The sequence below is a fragment of the Xenorhabdus stockiae genome (assembly GCF_002632825.1).
GTDB lineage: Bacteria > Pseudomonadota > Gammaproteobacteria > Enterobacterales > Enterobacteriaceae > Xenorhabdus > Xenorhabdus stockiae.
The window spans coordinates 165,051-183,688 of sequence record NZ_NJAJ01000002.1 but is presented as its reverse complement, the minus strand read 5'-3'; the positions used below and the strand labels follow the sequence as shown (position 1 = coordinate 183,688).

General features: G+C 40.1%; 12 protein-coding genes. 5 read left to right on the top strand and 7 right to left on the bottom strand.

Going from position 1 to position 18,638, the window contains the following annotated elements; genetic code table 11:
* The first annotated feature begins 366 nt into the window (after positions 1–366).
* Complete coding sequence (locus Xsto_RS01160; protein ID WP_241537946.1) at positions 367–546, top strand: YnbE family lipoprotein; 180 nt, start codon at positions 367–369, stop codon at positions 544–546.
* A gap of 11 nt (positions 547–557) precedes the next feature.
* A complete protein-coding gene (locus Xsto_RS01155) occupies positions 558–878 on the top strand; it encodes a YdbL family probable chaperone protein (RefSeq protein WP_099110124.1) in 321 nt (106 codons plus the stop codon).
* A gap of 45 nt (positions 879–923) precedes the next feature.
* On the opposite strand, the gene Xsto_RS01150 is transcribed toward Xsto_RS01155, so the two are convergent.
* Positions 924–1,562, bottom strand: a complete 639-nt coding sequence (locus tag Xsto_RS01150) for an FMN-dependent NADH-azoreductase (RefSeq protein WP_099123854.1) — start codon at positions 1,560–1,562, stop codon at positions 924–926.
* Between the two features lie 358 nt (positions 1,563–1,920).
* Here Xsto_RS01150 and hrpA point away from each other — a divergent pair, with 358 nt between their 5' ends.
* The gene (hrpA, locus tag Xsto_RS01145) at positions 1,921–5,826 is read left to right on the top strand and encodes an ATP-dependent RNA helicase HrpA (protein ID WP_099123853.1); all 3,906 of its coding nucleotides are present in this window, start codon (positions 1,921–1,923) and stop codon (positions 5,824–5,826) included.
* Positions 5,827–5,996: 170 nt separating this feature from the next.
* Here the strand turns inward: hrpA and Xsto_RS01140 are convergent, their stop codons facing one another.
* The 6 genes from Xsto_RS01140 to ydgH all read right to left on the bottom strand — a co-directional run bounded on the left by Xsto_RS01140 (position 5,997) and on the right by ydgH (position 14,769).
* Complete coding sequence (locus Xsto_RS01140) at positions 5,997–7,019, bottom strand: fimbrial protein (protein ID WP_099123852.1); 1,023 nt, start codon at positions 7,017–7,019, stop codon at positions 5,997–5,999.
* A gap of 49 nt (positions 7,020–7,068) precedes the next feature.
* The gene (locus Xsto_RS01135) at positions 7,069–9,615 is read right to left on the bottom strand and encodes a fimbria/pilus outer membrane usher protein (RefSeq protein ID WP_244590316.1); all 2,547 of its coding nucleotides are present in this window, start codon (positions 9,613–9,615) and stop codon (positions 7,069–7,071) included.
* Between the two features lie 34 nt (positions 9,616–9,649).
* The gene (locus Xsto_RS01130) at positions 9,650–10,336 is read right to left on the bottom strand and encodes a fimbrial biogenesis chaperone (protein WP_244590315.1); all 687 of its coding nucleotides are present in this window, start codon (positions 10,334–10,336) and stop codon (positions 9,650–9,652) included.
* A gap of 125 nt (positions 10,337–10,461) precedes the next feature.
* Positions 10,462–10,986, bottom strand: a complete 525-nt coding sequence (locus Xsto_RS01125) for a fimbrial protein (RefSeq protein WP_099123850.1) — start codon at positions 10,984–10,986, stop codon at positions 10,462–10,464.
* Positions 10,987–11,843: 857 nt separating this feature from the next.
* Positions 11,844–13,235 (bottom strand): basic amino acid/polyamine antiporter, encoded by a 1,392-nt coding sequence (locus Xsto_RS01120; protein ID WP_099123849.1) that lies wholly within the window; start codon positions 13,233–13,235, stop codon positions 11,844–11,846.
* Positions 13,236–13,815: 580 nt separating this feature from the next.
* A complete protein-coding gene (gene ydgH / locus Xsto_RS01115; protein ID WP_099110117.1) occupies positions 13,816–14,769 on the bottom strand; it encodes a DUF1471 family protein YdgH in 954 nt (317 codons plus the stop codon).
* Between the two features lie 412 nt (positions 14,770–15,181).
* Here ydgH and pntA point away from each other — a divergent pair, with 412 nt between their 5' ends.
* Positions 15,182–16,711: a Re/Si-specific NAD(P)(+) transhydrogenase subunit alpha gene (pntA, locus tag Xsto_RS01110; RefSeq protein WP_099123848.1), complete on the top strand. Its 1,530-nt coding sequence runs from the start codon at positions 15,182–15,184 to the stop codon at positions 16,709–16,711.
* 10 nt (positions 16,712–16,721) lie between these two features.
* The gene (gene pntB, locus Xsto_RS01105; protein WP_099110115.1) at positions 16,722–18,110 is read left to right on the top strand and encodes a Re/Si-specific NAD(P)(+) transhydrogenase subunit beta; all 1,389 of its coding nucleotides are present in this window, start codon (positions 16,722–16,724) and stop codon (positions 18,108–18,110) included.
* The last annotated feature ends 528 nt before the right edge of the window (positions 18,111–18,638 follow it).

Genomic DNA, 18,638 nt, shown 5'->3' with positions numbered 1-18,638 from the left:
AAACGCATAAGGCAGGTATGAAAAAACCCTCTGGCGAGTCGCTCAGAGGGTTTTTAAAAATTCTGTCGAGACTACCCCCCGAACAACCTAGTGGTTTCGGTGGTGGTAGTTTGTTGAGCTGGCATGGCCAGAATGAAGATTGATTTAATTTTCATAATGTTTAAGTTTTTAGCAATCTGCATAGAAAAAAGCAAGTGGAAATTATAGGTAAAAAGTTCTATATCCAATGAGTTTCGAATTCCCTAAGAGATTACTGTGTTTTAATACTTTGCTCTGTACCGTAGAATTATCGCTGAACTGGAATAGTTTGGTGTTTTTAACCGGGAGTAATAATAAATGATAACAAAGCGTGGGTTCAGATTAACGATGATCATTGGTGGCATGGCGTTAATTTGCGTAGGTTTGGTTGGGTGTATCAGGCTGGAAGTTGCAACACCGGATAAGCCCATCAATATTAATATGAATGTGAAAATTGAACATGAAATTCATATTAAAGTCGATCGGCAGATTGAAGATATGCTCAAAAATAACTCTGACTTATTCTAAGGAGTGAGAATATGAAAAAAACAGGAGTGATACTTTGGTTAAGCCTGCTGTTTAGTTCTTTTGCAATGAGTATGACGCTGGATGAAGCAAAACAACAAGGTCTGGTAGGTGAAACATTCAGCGGATATCTGGCTCCTGTCAGGAATACTAAGGATGCACTTTCCGTAGTTAAGCAAATCAATAGTGAACGGGAAAAAAAGTATGCGGAGATTGCGGCGCAAAATAATATAACTACCGATCAAGTGGCGAGAATAGCGGGTGAAAAGCTGGTTAGCCGTGCAGGAGCAGGGGAATATGTGCGCGGTATTAATGGCAACTGGTTGAAGAAATAAAGCGTGCCATTTTTAGGCTGGCACGCACCAGTAGTAACAACAGAATCAGGCTGCGATTTCTTCAGATTGTTCCTGCTTTATTTTTTCTATAATTTCAATTATTGCATTGTGAGAGTTTTGGTGTGCCTGATGTGCCAGTTCTTCGCCTAACGCAATCCCTTCTGCAAAGACGAATTTAACATCAGTAATACCAATAAACTCCAAGAAAATCTGTAGGTATGGAGTTATCAAATCTTTTGGTGTTTGCTGATAAATGCCTCCACGGGTGGTTAGCACAATAACACGTTTTCCTTTCAACAAGCCTTCTGGGCCTGATTCAGTATAACGGAAAGTAATACCAGCACGAGCAATCAAATCAAAGTAGTTTTTTAATTGTGCAGGAATAGAGAAATTATACATTGGCGCAGTGATTACAATAACATCATGAGCCTTTAATTCGGCGATTAATTCATCAGATAGTGCCATCGCCATTTTTTGACGCTCTGTCAGTTCCGCCCCACTTGGGCGCATAGCACCTAATAGTTCCCCATCCAGTACCGGAACTGGTTCCTCAGCTAAATTACGGATGGTGATGTGACTATCTGCATGGCTGGCGGACCATTGCTCAATAAAATTATCTGCCATTTTATTGCTTTGTGAATTTTGCGCCAAAATGCTGGATTTCAGAACCAGTAATTTACTCATTTTTCATTCCTTAATTCGTTACTGTAACTAATACACTGTCAATGGTTTCTATAGGTCAGGCATTTTAATGGGATTGTCATTCAGTAAATAGCGCAATATTTCGAGGTTAGTATTCAAAATTATTGAACATCAGATTGAGTCATCGGTTTTTAACCTGAAAGATGAGGGAAATAAATGCGTTTATATGCAGTACATTGAAATACTCAAGATATGTTACACTTCTGATAGCCCAGTTATAAAACCCTATCCTATAACTCAATTTACTAGAATACCTTGATAGTAAAAGAAATTTTGACAATAAAGTGTGTTTCAGAAAAACAGCACTACTCAATTAAGAACGTCACAAGGATTTATCACAGTGGAATTACCTTTAACAGCGACGATTGCTGAATTATACGCTGAACTTGAGCACACGCCGTTGCGTGACCAGTTCCGTTTAAGAAAACGTTTGCAGGGAGCTGCAAAAATAAAAAATCAGGCTTCCTTACAGGCTGTAGCACAATCTATTGCTGCGGATATTACTACAGCAAAACAAAAAATTATTAATCGTCAAACGGCATGTCCTACGATTAAATATCCTGAAAACCTGCCTGTTAGCCAGAAAAAAAATGATATCTATAAAGCTATCAGGGATAACCAGGTTGTTATTATTGCTGGTGAAACAGGATCTGGTAAAACCACCCAGATCCCTAAAATATGTCTTGAACTTGGCAGGGGGATTAAAGGGCTTATCGGGCATACTCAACCCCGCCGTTTAGCGGCTCGTTCAGTGGCCAGCCGTATTGCCGATGAACTGGAGACATCACTGGGTTCAGCGGTCGGTTATAAGGTTCGTTTTAATGATCAGGTGAGTGAGAATACACTGGTCAAATTAATGACTGACGGTATTTTGCTGGCGGAATTACAGCAGGATAGACTGTTATTACAGTACGATACACTGATTATCGATGAAGCCCATGAACGTAGCCTGAACATCGATTTTATTATGGGATATCTGCGTCAATTATTGCCGAAACGTCCCGATCTGAAAGTGATTATTACCTCTGCAACCATTGATCCTGAACGGTTTTCCCGTCATTTCAGTAATGCGCCTATTATTGAAGTTTCAGGTCGCACTTACCCGGTGGAAGTTCGTTATCGGCCAATAACAGGGGATGATAATGACAACGATAGGGATCAGCTAGAAGCTATCATTGATGCGGTAGAAGAATTAGGCCGCGAAAGTGCGGGTGATATTCTGGTATTTATGAGCGGAGAGCGTGAAATCCGTGATACCGCCGATGCACTTAGTAAGCAGAATTTTAAGCATACCGAAATTTTGCCTCTGTTTGCGCGCCTCTCCAATAACGAACAAAACCGGATCTTCCAGTCTCATGTCGGGCGCCGAATTATTTTAGCCACTAACGTGGCTGAAACCTCATTGACTGTACCGGGCATTAAATATGTTATCGATACTGGCTATGCGCGTATCAGCCGATATAGTTATCGAACCAAAGTTCAGCGTTTGCCGATAGAGCCAATTTCTCAGGCATCAGCTAATCAACGAAAAGGTCGTTGTGGTCGTGTTTCTGACGGGATTTGTATTCGACTCTATTCCGAAGATGATTATTTATCCCGTCCCGAATTTACTGATCCTGAAATTCTGCGTACCAATCTGGCATCCGTTATTTTGCAGATGACTTCGATTGGATTGGGGGATGTCAGTGCGTTCCCGTTTGTTGAAGCGCCGGATAAACGTAATATTCAGGATGGTGTCCGATTATTGGAAGAGCTGGGTGCTATCGATACAGAGTCTTCAACCGATGGTACTTACCGACTGACGCAAATGGGGCGGCAGTTGGCGCAGTTACCGATCGATCCCCGTTTGGCTCGCATGGTGCTGGAAGCCCGAACACATGGTTGTGTGCGTGAAGTCATGGTGATTACTGCGGCATTATCCATTCAGGATCCGCGGGAAAGGCCGCTGGAAAAACAGCAGGCTTCGGATGAAAAACACCGCCGTTTTGCTGATAAAGACTCAGATTTTATCGCTTTCCTGAAATTGTGGGATTTTTTGACAGAACAGCAAAAAGAACTATCCAGTTCTCAATTCCGCAAACTGTGTCGTCAGGATTATCTGAATTACCTGCGTGTCAGAGAATGGCAGGATGTGTACACGCAATTGCGGCAGGTAGTCAAAGAAATTGGTATTCCGGTTAACAGCCAGGAAGCGGATTACCGCAGTATCCATATTGCGTTACTGACCGGGCTTTTATCCCATATCGGTCAGAAAGATGTCGAGAAACAGGAATATACCGGTGCCCGTAACGCCCGTTTTTCCATCTTTCCGGGGTCGGGATTATTTAAAAAGCCGCCTAAATGGGGAATGGTGGCAGAGCTGGTGGAAACCAGCCGCCTCTGGGGACGCATTGCCGCCCGCATTGAACCAGAATGGATAGAGCCTCTGGCATCGCATTTGATTAAGCGTCATTACAGTGAACCACACTGGCAAAAATCTCAGGGTGCGGTAATGGCATCAGAGAAAGTCACCTTATATGGATTGCCGATAGTGATGGATCGTCTGATCAATTACAGCCAGATCGATCCGATGCTGTGCCGCGAATTATTTATCCGCCATGCGCTGGTGGAAGGGGACTGGCAAACCCGCCATTCATTCTTCCGTGCTAATCTCAAATTACGTGAAGAAGTCGAAGAGCTGGAACACAAATCCCGCCGTCGGGATATTTTGGTGGATGATGAGACATTATTCAGCTTCTATGATCAGCGGATTGGCAAGGACGTAGTTTCATCCCGTCATTTTGACCGCTGGTGGAAGACAGTAAGCAAAGATCAGCCAGAATTGCTCAATTTTGAAAAGAGCATGTTGATTAAAGGAGATGCCAATAAAGTTAGTGCGTTGGATTACCCCAATTACTGGTATCAGGATAATTTAAAATTCCGTTTAACTTATCAGTTTGAACCGGGGACAGATGCTGATGGGGTCACGGTGCATATTCCATTGCCAGTATTAAATCAGGTCAGAGATGAGGGATTTGACTGGCAAATTCCGGGAATTCGTCATGAATTGGTCGTGGCATTAATTAAATCGTTACCGAAGCCGATCCGCCGTAATTTCGTACCAGCACCTAATTACGCACAGGCATTTCTGGAGCGGATAACTCAGCCACAGGCAACATTACTGGAAAGTCTTGAAAAAGAATTTCGTCGCATGACAGGAGTGACGTTGTCACGTGATGACTGGCAATTAGAGCAGGTTCCGGATCATTTGAAAATGACTTTCCGTATTATTGGAGAGAAAAACAAAACGCTGGCGGAAGGAAAAGATCTTTCGGCACTGAAGCTGAAACTGAAAGATAAAGTACAGGAAACACTTTCAGCCGTAGCAGATGATGGTATTGAACAAAGCGGGCTGCATATCTGGAGTTTTGGCGAATTACCTGAACGCTATGAGCAGAAACGAGGTGGCTATTCGGTTAAAGCATTCCCGGCGCTGGTGGATGAAAAAGACAGTATCGGTATCAAATTGTTTGAAACTGAATCTGAGCAGCTTAATGCTATGTGGGAAGGAACGCGTCGGTTACTGTTGCTGAATATTCCATCACCGATAAAATACCTGCATGAAAAACTGCCGAATAAATCTAAGTTGGGGCTATATTTTAACCCATATGGAAAAGTTCTGGATTTGATTGATGACTGTATTTCCTGCGGTGTGGACAAGTTAATTGCAGAAAATGGTGGTCCGGCGTGGAATGAACAGGCATTTTCAGACTTGCAGGATAAAGTCCGGGCTGATTTGAATGATGCAGTGGTCGAGATTGCCAAACAGGTCGAGCAGATCCTGACAACGGTATTCGCCATTAATAAACGCCTGAAAGGGCGGGTCGATATCTCTCTGGCATTAGCACTATCTGATATCAAAGCGCAAATCTCCGGTCTGGTCTTTAGAGGTTTCGTCACCGCCCACGGTTGGAAACGTCTGGCAGATGTATTGCGTTACCTGAATGGTATTGAACGCCGGTTGGAAAAACTGGCAATTGATATAAACAGGGATAGGACGCATATGAGCCGGATTGAATATATTCAGCAACAATGGCAGCAATGGTTGGCGAAACTTTCTGTTCAGCAAAAACAGTTACCGGAAGTAAAAGAAATCCGCTGGATGATTGAAGAACTGCGTATCAGCCTGTTTGCTCAACAGCTGGGTACAGCCTATCCGATATCTGATAAGCGTATTTTGCAGGCTATGGAGAATATCGCTTCGTAGTAGTTTAGGGGCTGTAGAATTTTAATAATTAGGATCTACAAGCCCCTGTATTTATTTTTACCATTCTCGATCCTGACGAACACCGAATTCATTTATTCGCGAATGAGTATGAAAATGGCTGCATGCCAATTCATGCAACCATCTGAAAAGTAATAAAGAAAAAATATTATTTACTGATAAGTCAGTGTAATCGTCGCTGTTGCATTGGCTTTACCCGGTGTTACCCGTGCTTCAGTCTGAATATAACGGGCTTGCATCGGAAGAGAGAAATGCCTTACTTGATCGCTGGGCTGAAGGACAATGGATTCACCTTGCGATAAGAATCGATTGAGAAAAATAATTTGTAAACCCACGCCTTTTGCTGTGACGTTGTCACTATCTTGATCCAATGCCCAGATATTAGAATAACCATTTTTTGCCGGACGTCCATTTAGTCTCATAATAGCTTTTGTATTTGCATCGCAGTCCAGTTCTAAGTTGAAGTCTTTTGTCTGAGTGGCGCTATGCATACCGCGAAATTCACTTGTCCTGACTTTTCCCATATTAACGAGAGTTGTTTTATGAGTAAGGGAACAGCTTGGGGTTGGTGTAACGATTTCAGTCTCAGCTAAATAAAAAGAATGAATCAGATTACCCCCTAATCTGGCTCTGGTCAGGATCCTGCTCTCGATCTTTCCCGTGCCCGTATTTGGTGCAATTTTGATAAGTTGTACCGTTAGGTAACCCCAAGTACGGCCACAGTAATAGGTGTAATTACGAGGCCAGCCGTTAGGTGGATAACAGGTTGGTGGGTAATAGGATATTCTGGGAAACCAATCATGCCCATATGGTTCGTTTGGCCAGTTATTGATGCGGATGCCAATTCCGGGCACACCAGAGTCATAAATTGCATCATAATTATAGTGGATAGGGTTAAAATCAGGTGGGTCCCAGGATGTTGGAGTCAGACTGTTACAATAGGCGATATAGCCTTTATCATATAATTGATCCAAACGGACTTCTTTAATAGTCGTTCCGATAGGATGATCCTTTGGAACAATTATTTTAGAACCAAAAGAAACCTGTGTTGTGCCACGAGGAACACCTTGGAAAGATTGGCATGTGTAATTCCCATAATTGGCCTGACTGGCAAAACTGCTCATCGTGCCGACGGTAAATATACTCGCCACTAATAATTTTAAGCCCTTAACCATAATTCATTTCCATAATATGTAAAAATATCAAACATATGATCAATAGTTGTTATTCACAGGTGGCATCTAACAAGTACAGGCCGGATTCTGGTATTGTTTTTGGAAGTTGATAATTAACCCGGCATTCCTGAGTATCTTTATAACCCCATTTCACCCATATCTGACCAGATTCAGGAATACCACTCATATAGGCCTGCCCATCATTACTAACAATAGTGCTGCTGGGTTCATCTGACTCATTTTGTTGAACTAATGTAGCTGTTGCACCAAATGGAACTTCTTTTCCTTTGTGAGAAAGGTTCAGCAAAACGCGATAACCAATACGAGTCTGGAAATCGGCCAGTGTCAGAGCACCTTGAGTAGGAACAATAGTTTGTGTGCTGATATCGATATCAACATTGTCTCCCATTGAATAGGTATCCAAAGAGATCCGATTTTTGCGATAGCTACTGGCATAAGGAACAATCGCATAACCTCTCCGGTCAGTTGCAATCCCAGTCTGATTCTGAACTTTAATACCTTTAGCGCCATTGGCTCGGACTAACACCAATGTATCCCCCAATGATTGAGAGAAAGTTATACCGTAGGGATGTGCGACGACTCCGCCATTGAGGCTGTAATTTAACTGCTTGGATTGTCTGTTATAGTTATAACCAACGCCAACCTGACCATAAGCACCTTTATATTCTGTAGTGAGGTTTCCACCAATACCTGTGTTACGGTTATCGTAATTTTGCTGAATACTGTAAGCCAGATTGTTATCTTCCAGCGCTGTTCCACTTAAGCTGACCTGATGAGATGTATCTCCTTTTTTATTATTAGTTATGTTATAGCTGGCCCAGCTATTTTTTAGCCATCTATCAAGAGGGATTTGTAGGCTGAGCGAGATAATCTGATCTTTATGATTCGTTCCCGGCAAACTATTATAGGAGTAATTCAGCGTGTAATTGACAGAATTGTAGCTACTACTGTAACCAGCACTGATATTCCTTTCATAGCCTTTCTGCGACCAATAATCCTGTTGAAAAGCAGATAAATAAACACCACCTAAATCACCTAAAGACTGGTTGACATGCATTTGCAGTTTACTGCGTTTATTGGTGTTGTAGCGATTATTGCTGGTAATATCAAATTCATTAACTTCTTTGAAATCATAGAAATTGTGAGTCGAATAACGATAACCGGCTATCGTTAAACTGGTGCCAGTCAGGGTAAGATCTTTTGCATATTGAAACCGATATGATTGCCCGGATGCACGTATATCTGAAGTTAATTCTGATTTAGCATGTGTCACATCAAAAGAAAATGAACCCCAATCATAGAGACTGTAACCGGTTCCCAAAGCAATAGACTGGTAATTTTTTGAGAAAATTGTTCCACCGTATAGCGTGACATTATTGGAAAGCCCGTAACTGGCTGTACCTTGTACGAAATAAGGTGTTTTACTGTGTTGAGCAGACGAACGGTATTTTCCGAATGCCAAAGAATGGCGCAGACTCTTTTCCCGCAGCATCACAGGTACAGCCGAAAAAGGTTGCACAGAACGATGTTGTTTTCCGTCGGCTTCTTTAACGATAACTTCTAAATCGCCACTGGCAGTTGTTGGGTACAGGTCATTGATGATGAAAGGTCCGGGAGGAACATAGGTTTCGTAGATAATGTAACCATTTTGCTTAATCGTCACCTGAGCATTACTTTGTGCAATTCCCCGTATCGTTGGTGCGAAACCTCTCAGACTATCAGGCAGCATATTATCATCTGAAACCAGTTGCATACCGCGAAACTGAAAACCGTCAAAAATAGGTGAGGGGGTATAACTATCACCCAAAGTCAATTGGCTTTTCAGAGAATGAATATCACGTTGTAAATAAGTATTCAGGCTTCGCCATTTATTGTTCTGGCTGCTGTAAGTTGCGTAATTTCGTAAACGCCAAGCATCCCAGTTGGCACCACTTCTGAGATTAAGAAAATTATGACTGTTTGAACCTGACTGACCATCCAGCCAATTTGTAGAACCACTATAACTATAATTAACTTGTAAGGAAGTTAATCCCTGCTGCCATAAATGAGGAGGCACATAATCTCTTACTTTGTTATGTAGAGCAGCTTGAGGAATGCTGATATCCAGACGCTGTTTGTTAAAATCGAAAGAAGATGATGAAGAATCAATATATTGACTAAGGTCTGTGATTTCGGTCTCTGGTGATAAAGCCGCTAAAGCCGGGAATAAATCGACATTGACTCCCATCTCTTTTAGCTGCTTTAGGGTAATTCTGGGAGATAACTTATTATTCACCAGAACAAACTCAACATTACCGGTATCTACTTTTTCCCTGTTGAGATAAGTATCGACCCAATAGCGTCCCGGCGGCTGTTGATCGTCCTGCATAAAAATTGACAAATCAATATATTCGGGAAAGCCGGAAAGTGTTTCCAGTGCATTGATATTGAAATAGTCTTCTCCGTAAACCTTATCGGAAAACAAAAGCCATATTGTTGCCAATATACATAAGAATGCTTTTATTGGTTTGAAAAATAACACCAAATTATCAGAAATATTGTATTGAAGATAATGGCGGCTGTTATCCATAATCATTTTCTAGTCCTGATAGATTGTATGAAAGTTATACTCAAAAAATATGCTTTTCTTCTGGTGTTATTCCGCCAAAATCATTAATGGTTTTCCAGGATACCTGATTGATATTTTTAATAGGAATATCCCAGCTCTGCTGACCAAAAGGAGGGAGCATACCGGCTGTCTGGATCTCATGGTTTTTTGAAGCATTCCCAATGCCAAGATAAGCAAAAGAAATATAGTACGGTGTAGGGTTCTCGGCTGTCAGTTTGTTGCCTTCAACCTTGAATTTCAGTGCCTTATAGGCAATGGAAGCGTCTTCTGCCAGTTGAGTGGGGCGGTAAAATAACTTAAAGCGTGATCTTACAGTGATTTGTAACTGATTTTCTTCAGATTTTACTGTTGCCGGAATAGATTTAACATTTAGCCAGAATAGAGATTCTCTGTCAGCTGGTAAATTATCACCGGTTTTTACAATTCGTAATACTGTCTCATTTCCGGCGGTTAATTTAAAAAGTGGGGGAGTAACAATAAACGGTGTCTTAGTTTCATCATTTTCTCCCTGAACCCAGGATTGAATAAGATAAGAAATATCTGTTTCCGGATTACTGATAGAGATAGATGTTTCTTTTCTGTCACCGTTATAAACAACACGAGTACCACCGATAATGACACCAGCAAAAGTAGTATTAATGCTGAAAGTGCAGATGATAATAAAAATCAAAATACGAAAGTATTTCAAAATAGATACTCCGATAATATTATTTATTATGGTTATATATTAATTAATGTAATTATCTTGTTATTACCACTCACTGGTTATAGTGAATGGTAATAGTTATTAATTAGATATTTTATTATATATTTTTAGTTATAAACGATAGTGAAGTTAGCTACAGCATTAGCAGGACCGGGTTGAACTTCTTGCATTGTTGCAACATATTTTGCGATGAAATCCAATTCAGTTGCATTATTCTGAATATCTTTCATTTTTGAATGTGTTGCCATAGGAATCAAAGTGTTACCATCATTCTCATAGATTCCGATAGCAACGCCAGAGGCTACTTTTTTATCCAGCTTATCTAATGCTAAAAGGTTCTTATTTACTGGATCAGTAGAGCCATCAAATTTAACTTTGGCATGTTTAATTGATTCTGGACAGCCTGTTAGTTTTATACTGAATTTTGTTGCAGCAGCTGTTCGATTTCCTTCAAGTAGAGTTTGTGCACTGACAGTGCCCATAGTGACAGTTTGATTTTTAGAATTAGAATCAATTTTACATGCATCAGCGATTACGCTTCCGGTAAATTTAACATGACCGTCATCGGCATGTGCTAAAGGCATAAATACAGAAGAAATGAATAAGGATGAAATAATTAACTTGGTTTTCATTTTTAATATATCCCATCCCTGGTGTATGAATACAACAGGGATATAGCTGATTTAATTAACATTAAAGCCGTACAAATATAATACAGCAAATGAGTAGTCTAAGTTGATATCTGAAAGACGGTACAAGAAGATACCAAAGTTCTCTATCCGACAGATATTGCAAAGCATATAGTAGCGATCAATTACCAAAGGTCAAAATAATAACTCGACAAAGCACAATATTCGAAACATTATTCTGCCAACTTTCCATTAATAGAATTGTAATTCAGAAAATAGAATATTTTTCAATCTTGAATGTATTTTTATTCTATCTTATAAGTTTAACTATTAATTTCGGGAAATCTCAGAAAATAAATATGAAGATAAAAGTGCTTATTTTTGTAGTTTTATATTTTTCCTATATATTTAACTAAATATTATTTATTTGTGACGCAAGTCGCAAAATTAGCATTAATGCCTGATATTTAGCATTAGTCAGCTCCTTAAGCTATTTTTTTTCAAAAAAGCAAGACTTAAAACCAACTCAAGTTAACTGGCTGTTAATAATAACTGGTATGACATGATTTGTATGATGAATACTATTAAAAAATAGTGTAACGACGAAACTGAATAAATATTTATGTATAGGTTATTTTACCTCCAATAAAGCCGAGTATTAGTTACAACATACTTTTAAAAGAAACCTAAAACAACACTCATCAATATAGAGTACAAAAAAGCTTAACAAGGTTTATTTTCAAAAAATGGCGCGAGGAAAAAACAAGAAGAAATATTTTAAGGATTGTTGGAGGGGAGAGAACAACTTCTCTCCCTATCTTTAACAAAGAATGCAGCTTAGGAAATATGCTGTAAATATTTTAGTGCATCAGTAACCATGTAGAAGGAATTGTAGTCAATAATAGAACAGCAATTGCAGATTTCTCTATTTTATTCAGTCTACTACTATCATCCATTTGCTTGCGTGCATATAGAAAAACAAGTAATCCTGGTGCATATAGGATGACCGAAAGCAGCAAATGCATTAAGCCAGAGGCATAAAGCAGCCATAAGCCATACATGCAAGCACCTGTAGCAATAAATAGTAAGACGCGGTTACTACGCTCAAAAGAAACTTTTGCTAAAAATGCACCGACTAAAAAGTAAGGTACGAGCACCATTTCTGATGCGATAGAAAGCAGGGTATTGTAATCGCTTCCACTTAACCAGATTAAAATCAGAGCAACCTGAACAGCACCATTTGTGATCCACAATGAAGATGCTGGCGCTTTTTTGTCATTTTGCTTGCTAAATATTTTAGGAAATGAGTTATGTAAAGAAGCAATGAAGGGTACTTCTGCCGCCATGATTGTCCAGCTCAGGTAAGCACCACAGACAGAAACAATTAAGCCTGCAACAATAATGAATTGGCCTGCTGAGCCAATTAATCCTACCATCAGGTTTGCCATAGAAGGATTACGTATTGCAGCCAGTTCCGGTCTGGTGACCAGACCCAGGGAGAGCAGGGTAACCAGCACATAAACGCCTAATGCTGAAATCACAGCCAGTAAGGTCGCAATTCCAATATCTTTACGCCTTTTAGCTCTACCTGAAACGACAACTGCACCTTCAACACCAATAAAAACCCATAGGGTTATCAGCATGGTATTTTTGACTTGTTCCCAGACAGGAACCCCCATTTCAATGCCAGTAAAATCAAATGTAAATACATCCATTTTAAAGGCAATGATGGCCAGAATAATGAATATCCCTAAAGGTAACAGTTTGGCCATTGTTGCTAATTTATTGACGCCAGCCGCTGTTTGTACACCTCTGAGTACAAGCCAGTGAACAAACCAAAGCAAAACAGATTCGCCGATCAACGCCTGCCAGGTATTCCCATCGCCCAAAATTACGGAATGTTCGGTATCAGTAAAAAAGCTTAATGCAGCAAAGACAATGACTAAGTAAGAAACATTAGCAATGATTGCGCAAAACCAATATCCCCATGCAGAACAGAACCCGACTAATTCACCAAAACCTTCTCTGGCATAGGTAAAAATTCCGCCATCCAAATCAGGACGCAAACGAGACAATAAAAGTAAAGAAATGGCTAAAAAGAGAATGCCTATGCCTGTGATCCCCCAACCTATCATTAAGGCAGCGGGGCTTCCTGCGTTTGCCATATTTTGTGGCAAGCTGAATACACCCGCTCCAACCATTGAACTGAAGACTAATGCGGTCAGAGAAGTGAGGCCTAATTTTTTTTCCAAAGATACGTTCCTAAAAGTCAGATAAAATCAACACGATTAGCCAGAACACTTATTCTGAATATCGAACACATATTGGACATTTATTGCATCCATGCGATGGAATGCAGAAATATTCAGTGGTTAAATCTAAAAACAGGGGGATTTTACGGAGTGAAAGGGCTGTATGCAATGGAAAATTATGCAAAAAAACACAAAATTTATGCATAAAAATCTTCATTTCCTAATGAAATAAACAAAAAATAGTTTTCTGACGTTTGATATTCATCGGATTGTCAGTGATATCACAGTAGTAATGAAATGGTACAGTCAACAGAGACAATTTCTAAGGTGACAGGGATGCTATTTCAAAAGGGAGGTTAATGTTCATATTATAAACATTATTCATAAGATAGAATTTATTTTACTTTTAATAAACAAACGATAAACATTTTGGGAAATTATTTAACTAAAAGACAGGTAATGAATCTTATAGATATTACAAAAAGTAGATATATAGATGTGAAATATAGATGTGAAAGCAACAGAGGAGGAAGAATAAAAGAAGTACACATTATTAATGCATACTTCTTTGGTGAGGCTGTTATTTAAACAGATCTGCGCTAATGGTAACGTTTCCACCATTAGACTGCCACTCACGAGTAACATGGTAATATTTTGCCCCTTTTTCTGCGGCACGCTTAGCGACCTGATAAGAGACTTCAGGCGCAGTTGTGTAATAACCGGAGAAAGTAATAGAGTCAAAAGGTACCATTTGGGCGGCAGAGGCTTTATTCAGTTCTTCTATTTTGGTTCCGTTCGGTAGAGTTACAGTGTAACGTCCACCTTTTGATGACTGGGTTTCAAAAAAACGACCAACGATATTACTGGTTGATGTTGATGAAGCGACACCCGGGATTTCTACTTTTTCAGCAGCTTCTCCACCTTGTGCTAAAGCCTGACGTCCTGCTTCAGAATCAGCCGGGATCACCGCCTTATTAGACTGAACCTGACGTTTTGGCGCATCCTCTTTATAGACATAAGCAGTGACGACCTGATTACCTCCATTGTTTGGTGCAATATCACGGGCAATAAAGAAAGACGCAGCATTTTTCTTTTTAGCTGCTTTGGCGAGAGCTTCTTTCAGGTCGGGGTCAGTCGGGAAATAACCACTCACGGTTACTGTATCGAAAGGTTCCAGAATAATAGCTTCAGTTTTAGGCAGTTCTTTAATTCCTCGATAAATACGATATTGAGTCGTCTTATCTACTTTTTCTGCATCCTTATGATATAGATCAGCAACAACACGTAAATTACCGCTTCCATTGAAATCATCCAGACTTTGAATATAGAAACTGTCAGCGCCTTTTTTATCAGCCTGACGGGAAACAGCATCGGCTGCTTCATAGATCGCATTAAAACGCCCGGTTACTGTAATTCGTTCAAAGGGTTTAATCTCAGCAGCTTTCTCTGGTGTTAATTCTTTCGCCGCATTTGCCGTGGTAATTGTCGTTAAGGAGAAGATCGCTGTTGCGATGATCGTAGTTTTCAGCTTCATAAAAAATCCTTTCGCCTTGCGCATTAAAATATTTATAACGTGCTGAACATTGTTCTTTATCACATAGCTTGCAATTATTGCATGTAATAATGTTAATTGTCGCAAAAATTTATTCTATCTAAATAACTGCTTACCTATTTTTGGTAGATGTCGCTAATAATTTTAATAAAAATAGCGATTTATATAAAAAGCATCATGGCTTACATTAAGGGTTGTTTTGCTTTCTACAAAAACGATTATCCACAATGTTTTATTTTCCATGTGATATTATTTCATTTGTTATCACTGAGTGCTTTGTTGATAAATCTCATTGATAGGTTTTACTGATAGTAGTAATAACAACAATCGAATCGTTAAATTAGCTTCAGCAGGTAATAATCAGCAATATTTCATTCTTAGAGAAGGAAACATTATGCATATTGGTGTACCAAAAGAACGATACCCCAATGAGGCTCGGGTTGCTGCTACACCGTCAACTGTAGAGCAATTACTGAAATTGGGATTTAATGTAGTCGTTGAGTCAGGAGCAGGGCATCTAGCCAGTTTTGATGATAATGCTTACCAAAAAGCAGGGGCTGTGATTGCAGAAAATAATGAAGTCTGGCAATCAGATATTATTTTTAAAATCAACGCGCCGGAAGAGAGCGAAATCTCCTTAATGAAGGAAGGCGCTACGCTGCTCAGTTTTATCTGGCCAGCACAGAACCCTCAATTAATGGATAAGTTATCAGAGCGCAATATTACCGTTATGGCAATGGATTCTGTTCCGAGAATTTCCCGCGCTCAGTCACTGGATGCTTTGAGCTCAATGGCGAATATTGCTGGTTATCGTGCCATTGTTGAAGCCGCTCATGAGTTTGGCCGTTTTTTCACTGGGCAAATTACCGCTGCCGGTAAAGTAGCACCCGCTAAGGTTATGATTATTGGTGCTGGTGTTGCGGGCCTTGCAGCCATTGGAGCAGCAGGTAGTCTTGGTGCTGTGGTTCGTGCTTTCGATACTCGTCCTGAGGTTAAGGAACAAGTGCAAAGCATGGGCGCTGAATTCCTTGAATTGAACTTTAAAGAAGAAGCCGGTAGCGGAGACGGTTATGCAAAAGTGATGTCAGAAGCCTTTATCAAGGCGGAGATGGAACTTTTCTCTGCTCAGGCAAAAGAAGTGGATATTATTGTTACAACAGCGTTAATTCCGGGTAAGCCAGCACCAAAACTGATTACTAAAGAAATGGTTGAATCGATGAAACCGGGTAGTGTCATTGTCGATTTGGCTGCACAAAATGGCGGAAACTGTGAACTGACAGAAGCCGACAAACTTGTTGTGACAGATAATGGCGTCAAGATCATTGGTTATACCGATTTACCCAGCCGTTTACCTACTCAGTCATCACAGTTGTACAGTACCAATCTCGTTAACCTGATGAAATTGCTGTGCAAAGAGAAAAACGGTGAGATTACTATTGACTTCGACGATGTCGTTATCCGTGGCGTTACCGTTATTAAAGAAGGTGAGATCACATGGCCAGCGCCTCCAATTCAGGTCTCAGCGCAACCTCCCAAACCTGAACCCGTCAGGAAAGAAGATAAACCTGTTGAAAAGCCCAAATCTCCGTGGCTGAAATATGGATTACTGTCGCTGGCAATGATTCTTTTTGGCTGGCTGGCAAATGTTGCGCCAAAAGAGTTTTTATCCCACTTTACCGTATTTGCTTTATCTTGCGTGGTTGGGTACTACGTTGTATGGAATGTCAGTCATTCATTACATACTCCACTTATGTCAGTTACCAATGCTATCTCTGGGATCATCGTTGTCGGAGCCGTGTTGCAAATAGGTGAAGGTGGTTGGATCAGTTTCTTTTCTTTCATTGCAGTGCTGATCGCCAGTATCAATATCTTTGGTGGCTTCACTGTTACACAACGTATGCTGAAAATGTTTCGGAAAGGATAAGGGGTAACTTATGTCGAACGGAGTAGTCACTGCGGCATACATTGTTGCTGCTATCTTATTTATTTTCAGTCTCGCCGGTCTTTCACGTCATGAAAGTTCGAGACGAGGCAATATCTTTGGCATTATCGGAATGGCGATCGCCCTGATAGCGACTATCTTGGGGCCTGATACAGGAAAAGTGGGTTGGCTTATTCTGGCGATGATTATTGGTGCAGTTATTGGTATTCGTCTCGCTAAGAAAGTAGAGATGACGGAAATGCCCGAATTAGTTGCCATCTTACATAGTTTTGTTGGTCTGGCGGCTGTTTTGGTAGGTTTCAACAGTTTTATTGCCCATGATATTTTTGCTGATGCCATTATGGAAAACATTCATCTGACAGAAGTTTTCCTTGGGATCTTTATCGGTGCAATAACCTTCACTGGTTCAGTTGTGGCATTTGGTAAATTACGCGGGAAAATTTCCTCAAAGCCATTAATGCTGCCTCATCGCCATAAACTTAATCTGGCCGCTTTAATTGTCTCTTTTGTACTAATGGTTATCTTTATCAAAACGGAGAGTGGCGGTTTACAGGTTTTTGTCATGCTAGCCATGACTGCGATTGCCTTAGCATTTGGCTGGCATCTGGTTGCATCCATTGGCGGTGCAGATATGCCGGTTGTGATTTCCATGCTGAACTCCTATTCAGGCTGGGCCGCCGCTGCCGCTGGTTTTATGCTGAGTAATGATCTGTTGATAGTAACAGGTGCTTTAGTCGGTTCATCAGGGGCAATCCTCTCTTATATTATGTGTAAAGCGATGAATCGTTCCTTTATTAGCGTTATCGCTGGGGGTTTTGGTAGTGATGGCGTCTCAACGGGCGATGATCAGGAAATGGGAGAATATCGAGAAACAACCGCAGAAGAGGTCGCTGAACTATTGAGGAATTCCACTTCAGTCATTATTACCCCAGGGTATGGTATGGCTGTTGCTCAGGCTCAATATCCGGTACATGACATTACAGCAAAATTGAGAGAAAAAGGAATCAATGTTCGTTTTGGTATTCATCCAGTGGCGGGACGTTTGCCGGGTCATATGAATGTATTACTGGCAGAAGCCAAAGTACCTTATGATATCGTTTTAGAAATGGACGAAATCAATGATGATTTTGCTGAAACAGATACCGTTCTGGTTATTGGTGCCAATGACACAGTTAATCCGGCTGCACAGGAAGATCCAAACAGCCCGATTGCGGGAATGCCTGTATTGGAAGTCTGGAAAGCGCAAAATGCGATTGTTTTCAAGCGCTCGATGAATACCGGCTATGCAGGCGTACAAAATCCACTGTTCTTTAAAGATAATACACAAATGTTATTTGGTGACGCAAAAGCAAGTGTTGATGCAATATTACGCGCACTATAAACATAAATACCCATAAATTAAAAAAATCGCCTTGAATCAACATTCAAGGCGATTTTTTTAATTCTTAAAATGATTCTCCAATTATACTCTGACTTTTAATTGAACATGTGAAGGTGAGATCCTTTTCTATTTATGAGGTGTGATTTAATCATATTTTGTGGTGAAATATTTCACTATAAAAATAGTTACAGATGAACCATGAAAAATTTATGAACGTTATTGTGTCAGGTTGGGAAAAAGAGCGAATCAGTAATTTTTACCACTAAAATATTTAGAAGAAAATTAATAATAGAATGGGTAAAGAGTAAATATATAAATAAAAACATCCTTATGGATGAGGTTCCTTTTCCATTTTCCATTTTCCATTATCAAATTTAACATAGGTTTTATAATTACTTATCTATTAAAAAATATTATGATTTTATTTTGTTTTTGATAACCAAGTCAAACAATAAATTTGATGGATTTTAATGATGGTATGTTAAGATAAACATCAATCGATTCTTATTATTAATTGAGTGCCATGAA